This window comes from Citrobacter sp. wls757 (assembly GCF_005280935.1).
Lineage (GTDB): Bacteria > Pseudomonadota > Gammaproteobacteria > Enterobacterales > Enterobacteriaceae > Citrobacter > Citrobacter portucalensis.
Genome location: NZ_SZWU01000038.1, coordinates 37,381 through 39,716, shown reverse-complemented (window position 1 = coordinate 39,716; position 2,336 = coordinate 37,381). Strand labels below are relative to the sequence as shown.

Sequence of the window (2,336 nt, the reverse complement as noted above, 5' to 3'; positions counted from 1 at the left end):
CAGCTTGCGCTGAGGGCTTTCACCGGTGTTTGGTGGGCTGGCGGAGTCTGAAAATGTTTCTCAATATTTTGATTTTATTGGATATTTATCAATTCAACTTTCAGTGGTATACCTAAGCGTATACCAATGGCGATTTGCTGTAGTGTTTACTTTGGTTTTGCAAACCTGTTTTTTTGAATGGAACGCATCAAAAAAAAGTTTTTTTGCATTTAACTGTTCACACTGTTCACCTCTGGTTTTTTATCAATAAATTCATGGTGATACAGGGTGAATATACGGTGAAGGGTGAACAGTGGATTATTCACCTTGTGGCAATGGTCAGAAAGGAAAAGACCGGCTGTTGCCGGTCTGAGTGAGGTTATGTTGCTGCGGGGTCGTCGCACTTCGGCAGCCAGTCGCCGTAGCTTTCCTCTTTCAGCGACAGATTGGTTTGTATCCCCTGCTTTGTGTGCCGCTTCTCATAATTCAGGCCGTACTCTTTCAGCATCATGGGCAGCCCCAGCCCGAACATCTTCAGGCTGAGCACGTTCCTGTACCCGTTAGCCTCCATATAGGCCAGATACGCGTGATAGAGATATTTACGGTAATTACGCGGGACAATGCTGGCATTGCCCATAAACATCCCGTTGGTCTGCGGCAGCATTTCCAGATAGCCGCAAAAATCAAACGTCGGGTCAGCATCGCGCTTGATGCTGAGTGCCTCGTCGGAGTTCTGCTGCGACTGGAGCAGTGCACGGGCGGTCATCGGATCGCTGAACTTCTGCATAAGCTGGCGCACAATGACGGCCAGCTCGCGCGCAATTTTATCCCTGAGCTGCGGGTCGCGTTCCTCCGGCGCAATCTGTTCCGGGAAGTGAATAATCACCCGGCGACGTGACACACCGCCGCTGCGGTCGGTGAAGCGCATCGGGTTGTTGTTCACGGCCAGAATCACTGCCGGAATATGTGTTGAGTACGGGTTCTGATATTTCGGGTCAACCGAGACCGCATCGCCGCCGGTGATGGCCTTAAGCCCTGCGCCGTCACCACTCCATTTTTCCTGGTCAGGCAGTCGGATAAGCGAAAAGCCAATCAGGGAGGCACGCTTGCGCGGGTCTTCCAGTGTGTCGATATCGGCTGACGTGGCATTATCTTCCCCGGCAAGCAGGGTCGCAATTTCGGCGAGAATACTTTTGCCGCTACCACCCGGACCGGTGACTTCGAGAAAGAGCTGCCAGTCGTAGCGGTTCGCCAGCACCATAAACAGCGCAGCCAGTATCACGTCGCGTTTTTGTGGACTTTTACCGGCCGCACGGTCGAGCCAGCGCCAGAAGTTCGGCGCGTGAGTCTCCAGCGTTTCCCCTTCCACCGGCGGAGTGAAATCCACGTCGCACAGCGTGCGCAGCCAGTGTGATTTGTGGTGTGGGCTGAATACGCCGCTCTGGGTATCGAGTACCCCGTTGCGAAAGCCAATCAGACGACGCGCCGGTGTATCCTGCTGCGGAATAATCAGCTTCAGGGTCTCCACCACCGAGGCGATTTTCCCCGACGAGAACGGGGCGCGTAAGCGCTGGAATAAATCAGCCACATTCCGTGAAAAAGTGGCGGCAGGGATATTTTTCCAGATGCCGTTTTCATAGCGGGACAGGAGCTGGCCGTTCGCATCCACCGCCAGCGCTTCGCCGTAATGCTCATGCACCCGCAAGGCCTTGTCGCTGGCGCTCATGGCGGTAAATTCCGCCTCGCTCATGGTATCAAACGGACTTTGTGCCGAAGGCCGGATTGCGTCATAAATGGCTTTGCGCGTGGCTTCCTCGCCGTACTGTATAAACGCATCATTCCAGTCACCGAACACCGGCGGCAGGGCAACAATGCCCTCACAGGCATCTGCGGCCGCAGCGGCTTTACTCTGGCCGTCGCCGTTAAGGTCACGGTCGGCAGCGAGCACAATCTGACAGGCCGGGGACTTCTGACGGGCAAGGCTCGCCAGAGAAAGGAGGTTTACGGAGGACAGCGCCACCATGACGGTTTCGCCGGTCAGGTGATGCACGGTGAGCGCGGTCGCATAACCCTCTGCAATCCACAGGCGTTTTCCGGCCTGTTTTTTCCCTTCGATGACATGACATGCCCCTTTGACCTGACCGCCTTTCAGGGTGCGTTTGAGACCGTCAGCATTGATAAGCTGAAGGTTAACCAGTGCGCCGGTATCCTCATGCAGCGGGACAACCACATCACCGGCGCGGAACGTCACGCCGCCGGTTTTATGCATGACGGTGAGCGTCAGACATTCCAGAACGGGGAAACCCTTGCGGGTGAGGTAGGCATTGCCGGTGGCCGGTCGGGTTTTCTCCATGAGC

General features: G+C 55.3%; 1 protein-coding gene. It reads right to left on the bottom strand.

Annotated elements, in window-relative coordinates; translation table 11 throughout:
* Positions 1-358: 358 nt before the first annotated feature.
* A partial coding sequence (locus FDW94_RS10310) for a primase-like DNA-binding domain-containing protein (RefSeq protein WP_249358398.1) occupies positions 359-2,336 on the bottom strand: 1,978 nt, incomplete at its 5' end.